The 6,255-nt window shown below is 67.5% G+C and carries 6 protein-coding genes, 1 tRNA gene and 1 rRNA gene; 5 read left to right on the forward strand and 3 right to left on the reverse strand.

What is annotated here, in order from left to right; genetic code table 11:
* Window positions 1-351 precede the first annotated feature (351 nt).
* The 5 genes from J2753_RS04605 to J2753_RS04625 all read left to right on the forward strand — a co-directional run bounded on the left by J2753_RS04605 (window position 352) and on the right by J2753_RS04625 (window position 5,320).
* Window positions 352-1,266, forward strand: coding sequence for a serine/threonine-protein kinase RIO2 (locus J2753_RS04605; protein WP_209490733.1), 915 nt, complete (start codon window positions 352-354; stop codon window positions 1,264-1,266).
* 58 nt (window positions 1,267-1,324) lie between these two features.
* A complete protein-coding gene (locus J2753_RS04610) occupies window positions 1,325-1,993 on the forward strand; it encodes an MBL fold metallo-hydrolase (protein ID WP_209490734.1) in 669 nt (222 codons plus the stop codon).
* 45 nt (window positions 1,994-2,038) lie between these two features.
* Window positions 2,039-4,201: an NAD-dependent DNA ligase LigA gene (ligA, locus tag J2753_RS04615; RefSeq protein ID WP_209490735.1), complete on the forward strand. Its 2,163-nt coding sequence runs from the start codon at window positions 2,039-2,041 to the stop codon at window positions 4,199-4,201.
* Window positions 4,202-4,261: 60 nt separating this feature from the next.
* Entirely contained in the window at window positions 4,262-4,840 is a 579-nt protein-coding gene (locus J2753_RS04620; RefSeq protein ID WP_209490736.1) for a 2Fe-2S iron-sulfur cluster-binding protein, read from the forward strand.
* Window positions 4,841-4,969: 129 nt separating this feature from the next.
* Entirely contained in the window at window positions 4,970-5,320 is a 351-nt protein-coding gene (locus tag J2753_RS04625; protein ID WP_209490737.1) for a CHY zinc finger protein, read from the forward strand.
* A 7-nt stretch (window positions 5,321-5,327) separates the two neighbouring features.
* Here the strand turns inward: J2753_RS04625 and J2753_RS04630 are convergent, their stop codons facing one another.
* From J2753_RS04630 to rrf, 3 genes are all read right to left on the reverse strand, one after another.
* The gene (locus J2753_RS04630; RefSeq protein WP_209490738.1) at window positions 5,328-5,828 is read right to left on the reverse strand and encodes a hypothetical protein; all 501 of its coding nucleotides are present in this window, start codon (window positions 5,826-5,828) and stop codon (window positions 5,328-5,330) included.
* A 139-nt stretch (window positions 5,829-5,967) separates the two neighbouring features.
* A tRNA-Cys gene (locus J2753_RS04635) sits at window positions 5,968-6,043 on the reverse strand.
* Window positions 6,044-6,160: 117 nt separating this feature from the next.
* Window positions 6,161-6,255: ribosomal RNA gene (gene rrf, locus J2753_RS04640) — 5S ribosomal RNA — on the reverse strand; the annotation flags it as partial.

Raw genomic sequence — 6,255 nt, forward strand, 5'->3', positions numbered from 1 at the left:
CGAAGCGTTCGCGTCGTCGGACGCGAACCGAGCGCGAGGGTCCCGCGAGCGAACGGAGTGAGCGAGTGGGACCACGAGGGAGCGAAGCTCCCTCGGAGGACGAGGGAGTGTCAGCGACCGAGTCGGCTGGGGAGGTTCGTGGGCGGTGCGGCCGGGGGGACTGAAAGGGGCGCCGCGCTCGGCGACGGACGACGACGCAAGCACGCGACCAACGGGAGCGCGCGCAGCGAGTCGCCCGAGTCGAGCGCGGCGGGGCTTTCGAGGTGTTGCTGACCCAGATCACCAACCCAAACCGAACGAATCCGACGAATAACGCGGCACCCTTTTTCGCACGGAACCCCCACACTACCCATGGTCGGCAACGTCGCGAGCGAGATGGCCGAGTTGGAGGACGAGGACTTCTACCTCCTTTCGGGCCTCGAACAGGGGATGCGGTTCAGCGAGTGGGTCCAGCGCGAGAAGCTCCCCGACTACGCCGACATGACCAAAGAGGAGGTCGACTACCGGCTGGACCGGTGTTCGGACCGCGATCTGGTCGAGCGCAAGACCATCCAGTACGAGGGCTACCGGCTCACCTTCGAGGGGTACGACTGCCTCGCGCTCCGGGCGTTCTCCCAGCGGGGCACCATCGAGGGGATGGGTGCCCCGCTCGGCGTCGGCAAGGAGAGCGACGTCTACGAGGTGCGATCCTACGAGCCGATGGCGCTGAAGTTCCACCGCGAAGGCTACACCGAGTTCCGGAAGGTGGACAAGGAACGCGAGTACACCGCCGACCGCAACCACGTCTCGTGGTTCTACACCGCCCGGAAGGCCGCCGAGCGGGAACACGAGATCCTCGCGGAGCTCTACCCCGACGTGTCGGTCCCCCGACCCGTCGACCAGAACCGCCACGCCATCCTGATGGAGAAGTTCGAGGGCGTCGAACTCAAGCGGGCCGCACTCCCGGAAGAACAGGTCGTCGGCGTCTGTGACCTCGTGTTGCGGGCGGTCCGCGACGCCTACGACGCCGGCTACGTCCACGCCGACATGAGCCAGCACAACGTCGCCGTCGCCGAGAGCGGGATCACTGTCTTCGACTGGCCCCAGGCGGTCGACACTGACCACGAGAACGCGATGGAGTTCCTCGAACGCGACGTGACGAACGTCGTCGGCTTCTTCCAACAGAAGTACCCCGGCGAGATGCCCGAGGACGTGAACTGCCGTGCACTCGCCGAGGCCATCACCGAGGGCGCGTTCGGGAGCGTCACGAAGTTCGGAGCCCAGTAGCGACCGTCGCTCGGGTCGCCGCCAGTAGGCCTACTACGCCGGCGCCCGAACGGCGGGTATGGAGCTCACAGACCACGTCTACAGCCTGCCGATCACCATCGACTTCGGCGACACCGAGCGGACGTTCACGCCGACGGCCGTCGAGACCGAGACGGGCCTGATCCTGTTCGACACGACGCTGCCAGGCCACATCGACGCCCTCGAGGACGCGCTGGGCGAGCACGGTTTCGACCTCGACGACGTGCGGTTCGTCGTGATGACCCACCATGACGGCGACCACGCCGGCGCACTCGCCACCGTACAGGAGGAGACGAACGCACCGACGTTCGCGCACTGGGCCGAGGCGCCGTATCTCGACGGCCGGAAGTTCCCGATCAAGTCCGGGGACGAGCGCTACCCGCCGGCCCGCGTCGACGTGGAGGTGCTCGACGGCGTCGGCTTCAGCACGCTCGCGGGGCCCCTCGAACTGGTCGAAACGTTCGGCCACACGCCGGGGCACTCCTCGTTCCACCTGCCGGAGGCCGGCGTGCTGATCGCCGGCGACGCGCTGACCGCCGCCGACGGCGAACTCCACGGGCCCGCCGAGCAGCACACCCCCGAGTACGAGCAGGCGATGAAGTCCGTCGCCAAACTCGGCGAACTCGAGTTCGAGCGGATCGTCTGCTTCCACGGCGGCGGCGTCGACGCCGGCGACGAGCGCGTCAGCGAGATCGCGGACGTCGAGTAGCGCGTCGGTCGTCGTTTTTTACCGTCGCCGGGCCAACGCCGAGCCATGACCGAGGAGCCGCCGGCGGACAACCCCTACGTCCGCGAGCCGGACACCGATTTCGCGCCGGCAGGGGGACTATCCGCCGCCGACGCCCGCGAGCAGGCCGCACAGCTCCGGGAGGCGATCCGCTACCACGACTACCGCTACTACGTCGAGAACGACCCCGTGATCTCGGATCGGGCGTACGACGACCTGTTCGAGCGCCTGCAGACGCTGGAAACGGAGTTCGACCTCGAAACGGAGGACTCGCCCATCCGGCGCGTCGGCGGCGAGCCCGTCGAGGACCTCGAGGACGTGGAACTGGTCGTGCCGCTGCTCTCCATCGACTCCTCGGGCGAGGCCGACGAAGTGCGGGAGTTCGACGAGCGCGTCCGGCGGGAGCTCGACGACGGCGCCGATGTCGACTACGTCTGCGAGCCCAAGTTCGACGGGCTCTCGATCGAGATCATCTACGTCGACGGGCGCTACGAGCGCGCGGCCACGCGGGGCGACGGCGAGGTCGGCGACGACGTGACCGAGAACGTCCGGACCATCCCCTCGGTCCCACAGCGACTCCGCGGGGACTACCCGCCGGTGCTCGTGGTTCGCGGGGAGGTCCACATGCCGCTGGCGGCGTTTCAGGAGCACAACGCCGAGCGCGTGGAGCAGGGCCAGGACCCGTTCGCGAACCCGCGGAACGCCGCGGCGGGGACGCTGCGACAGTTGGACCCCTCCGTCACGGCCGAGCGACCGCTGGACTGTTTCTTCTACGACGTGCTCTGGGCCAGCGACGAGGTCGCGCCGGTGGAAGAGATCGGCCCGACGGGCGCCGATAGCGAGGACGCCGCTTCCGTCGGTGGCGCGGAACTCGACGGACTCGACACCCACTGGGACGAGCACCAGCAGCTACCCGATTGGGGGCTGCAGGTCAACGAACGCCACCGGCTGGTCGACGATATCGAGGGCGCCATCGCGTTCCGCAACGAACTGCAAGAAGTTCGGGAGGATCTGGACTACGAGATCGACGGCACGGTGCTGAAGGTCAACGACCGCGAGCAGTGCCGGCGGCTGGGCACCACCTCGCGACACTACCGCTGGGCGTACGCCTACAAGTTCCCCGCCCGGAAGGAGGAGACCCGGATCGCCGACATCGTCGTGCAGGTGGGTCGGACCGGCCGGCTCACCCCGGTCGCGCTGCTCGATCCCGTCGACGTGGGCGGCGTGACGGTGTCGCGGGCGAGTTTGCACAATCAGTCCGAGATCGCGGCGTTGGGCGTCGACGTGGGCGACGTGGTCCGGGTCGAGCGCGCCGGCGACGTGATCCCGTACGTCTCCGAAGTCGTCGAGTCGAACTCCGAGGGCTACTTCGAACTGCCCGATAGCTGCCCGGTCTGTGGCAGCGATGTGGAGGCAGACGGCCCGCTGCAGTTCTGTACGGGCGGGCTCTCCTGTCCGGCACAGCTGAAACGGTCCGTCGAGCACTACGGCAGCGACAGCGGCCTCGATATCGAAGGGCTGGGGGAGGAGGCCGCCGGGCAGTTGGTCGACAAGGGGCTGATCGAGGGCTCCGTCGCGGACCTCTACGAGATCGACGCCGAGGACCTCGCGGAACTCGAAGGGTGGGGCGAGAAGAGCGCCCGGAAACTCCGCGAGGAGATCGAGCGGACCAAATCGCCGTCGCTGGGCGCATTCCTCTCCGCGCTGGGGGTGCCGGAGGTGGGACCGACGATGGCACAGGACCTGGCCACGGCGTTCGGCGGCCTTGACTCGCTGCTAGCGGCCGACGAGGCGGATATCCGCGACGTGGAGGGGTTCGGCCCGACGGTCGCCTCTCACGTCGTGGAGTTCTTCGACAACGAGCGCAACCGACGGGTGATCGAGCGCCTGCGCGAGGCGGGCGTCGAACCCGAACCCCCCGAGTCGCTGCAGGTGGGCGACGAGCTCGCGGGGCTGACGTTCGTGTTCACGGGCACGCTCTCGGTCACGCGCGACGAGGCCGAGGAGCTGGTCGAGGCCCACGGCGCGAACGCGACCGGGTCGGTGTCGGGCAACACCGACTACCTCGTGGCTGGGGAGGACCCCGGGCAGACGAAACGGTCGGACGCCGAAGCCGAGGGCGTCCCGATCATCGACGAGGCGGAGTTCGCGTCGCTGCTGGCCGAGCGGGGTGTCGCGTACCCGCCGTAACCGGCGGCAGTGACGCGCGGAATCACAACCACCTTAACCCAGGCAGTCGATATCCCCGGTATGGCTGTGAACACGACCGCGCTGGGGCTCGCCGTGCTCCTCAGCGGGATCACCGCGGTGCTCCACTTCGTTCGCGGGTCGGAGTGGGAGGCCGCCCCGGACATCTCCGAGCAGGTGCTCGAACGCCGGGCCGCGAGCGTGCCCGAGACGGACTTCCCGGAGCCGTACAACCGATCGATCGGCGGCGGCGCGCCGGCGGCCGCGGTCGGCGGCGAGGCCGAGGAGGGCGAACTCGAAGGCGAGGCCGAAGAGGGCGGCGCCGGCCCCGGCGATATCCCGGAGGACGAGGTCGAGTACTTCGAGGTCGAGTTCGTCAAGCAGGGCGAGACGGTCGAACTCCCGAACAACGAGCCGATCCTCGACGCCGGCGAGGAGGAGGGGTTCGACCTCCCTTACGCCTGCCGACAGGGTCAGTGTGTCTCCTGTGCGGCCCACATCGAGGAAGGGCCCAGCGAGGAGTACATCGAACACGACGACCAGGAGATGCTCTCGGATAGCGAACTCGACGACGGCTACACGCTGACCTGCGTTGCCTACCCGCGTGCGGAGTTCACGCTGGAGACGGGCGAGGCGCCCTGAGGCGGCGGCCACTTCTCCCAGTCACATCGCACTGACGCTTCTCTCAGGCTCGTTCTCTCAGTGACCAGTCGCTGGTGTCGCCGCGTATCTGCCGATAAGCCCTTGCGACAGCGCCCACGAAAGAGCCACATGGACGTACACGGCCACACGGTCCGGGGCGTCGAGGTCGGTCCGGAGACACGGTGTCGCCACTACGACAGTGAGTTGGACGTGATCGCGATCCGGTTCCCGTGCTGTGGCACGTTCTACCCCTGCTACGAGTGTCACCTCTCGGCTGCGGACCACGAGCCGGGACGGTGGGGGCCGGCGGACGGCGACGCACCCGCGGTGCTCTGTGGGATCTGTGGCTCGGTGCTAACCGTCGACGAGTATCTGGCCTGCGACGACCACTGTCCCGAGTGTAACGCGGAGTTCAACCCAAGCTGTCGTCGTCACTACGCGCGCTACTTCTCGCCCGCACTGTTCGAAGAAGGGAACTGAGGCGGCGTCAGTACCGCGAGGGCATGTAGCCGATCCCGATCAGGAGAATGGCGACGATGCCGCTGAGGATGGTCACGCCCCAAAGCCCGTTGGTGTGGGTGTGGTACTGCTCGGTGTCGTAGTTGTGCTGGCGGAGCTGCTGGGTGTCAGCCGAGAGAACGACCTCCTCGCCCGACTCGAAGTGTGCGAAGAACTCATCACCGGAGAGCGTTACCGTGCTGTGCTGGCCCAGCGACGTGCTCTGGGTGCCGCTCTCGGTTTGCCACTCGATCACGGCCTCGTACGTCGTCCCGCCCCCGCCGCCGTGGCCACCGCCGGAAGACTCGCTCGCCTCGATGCTGGCAACCGTGTAGGTCTGTCCCCCGTAGGTGAAGCGGTCGTTCTCTTGGAACACGTTGTCGTCCTCGAGATTCAGTTCCGGCGCGTCCGCGGTGAGGACGAGGCCAAGCGACAGCGCCCCCACGACGAGGAAGAGGGCGGCGGCGACTGCCACAGCGCGTCGTTGCATGCCTGATGGTGGTGCACCCGGCGTAAAAACGGTTCCTCTTTCGAAGACGGTGTGGCCGTCGGGTCCGGCCGTCGATGGCACGACAGACCGGGCGGTCGGCGGCGAAAATCGCAAAGCGGACGGATAGTTCGTCGAAGTAAGCCAAGGGCCGGATTTGAACCGGCGATGGGCGGCTCTGCAGGCCGCTGCGTTAGGCCGAACTCTGCCACCTTGGCGCGGTTTGGCGTTGGGTACTCAGTCGTTTAAGCGTACCGTATCGAGCGCTCTCGATTACGTATGTGAGCGGTCGCGAACGCTACCGCTCGAACAGGTTGGGAATACCGCAATGAATGGAGAGACAGCGAGTCGTGTTTTCCAGCGGGTCGCCCACGCCAGTACTCCACCACACGTGGGTGAGCTTAACTTCCGTGTTCGGGATGGGTACGGG

This window comes from Halolamina salifodinae (assembly GCF_017874235.1).
Lineage (GTDB): Archaea > Halobacteriota > Halobacteria > Halobacteriales > Haloferacaceae > Halolamina > Halolamina salifodinae.

Excerpts from the sequence above, each read along its gene's own strand:
- J2753_RS04620 (WP_209490736.1), top strand. The coding sequence starts at position 4,262 with ATGGCTGTGAACACGACCGCGCTGGGGCTCGCCGTGCTCCTCAGCGGG.
- J2753_RS04630 (WP_209490738.1), bottom strand. The coding sequence starts at position 5,828 with ATGCAACGACGCGCTGTGGCAGTCGCCGCCGCCCTCTTCCTCGTCGTG.
- ligA (WP_209490735.1), top strand. The coding sequence starts at position 2,039 with ATGACCGAGGAGCCGCCGGCGGACAACCCCTACGTCCGCGAGCCGGAC.
- J2753_RS04610 (WP_209490734.1), top strand. The coding sequence starts at position 1,325 with ATGGAGCTCACAGACCACGTCTACAGCCTGCCGATCACCATCGACTTC.
- J2753_RS04625 (WP_209490737.1), top strand. The coding sequence starts at position 4,970 with ATGGACGTACACGGCCACACGGTCCGGGGCGTCGAGGTCGGTCCGGAG.
- J2753_RS04605 (WP_209490733.1), top strand. The coding sequence starts at position 352 with ATGGTCGGCAACGTCGCGAGCGAGATGGCCGAGTTGGAGGACGAGGAC.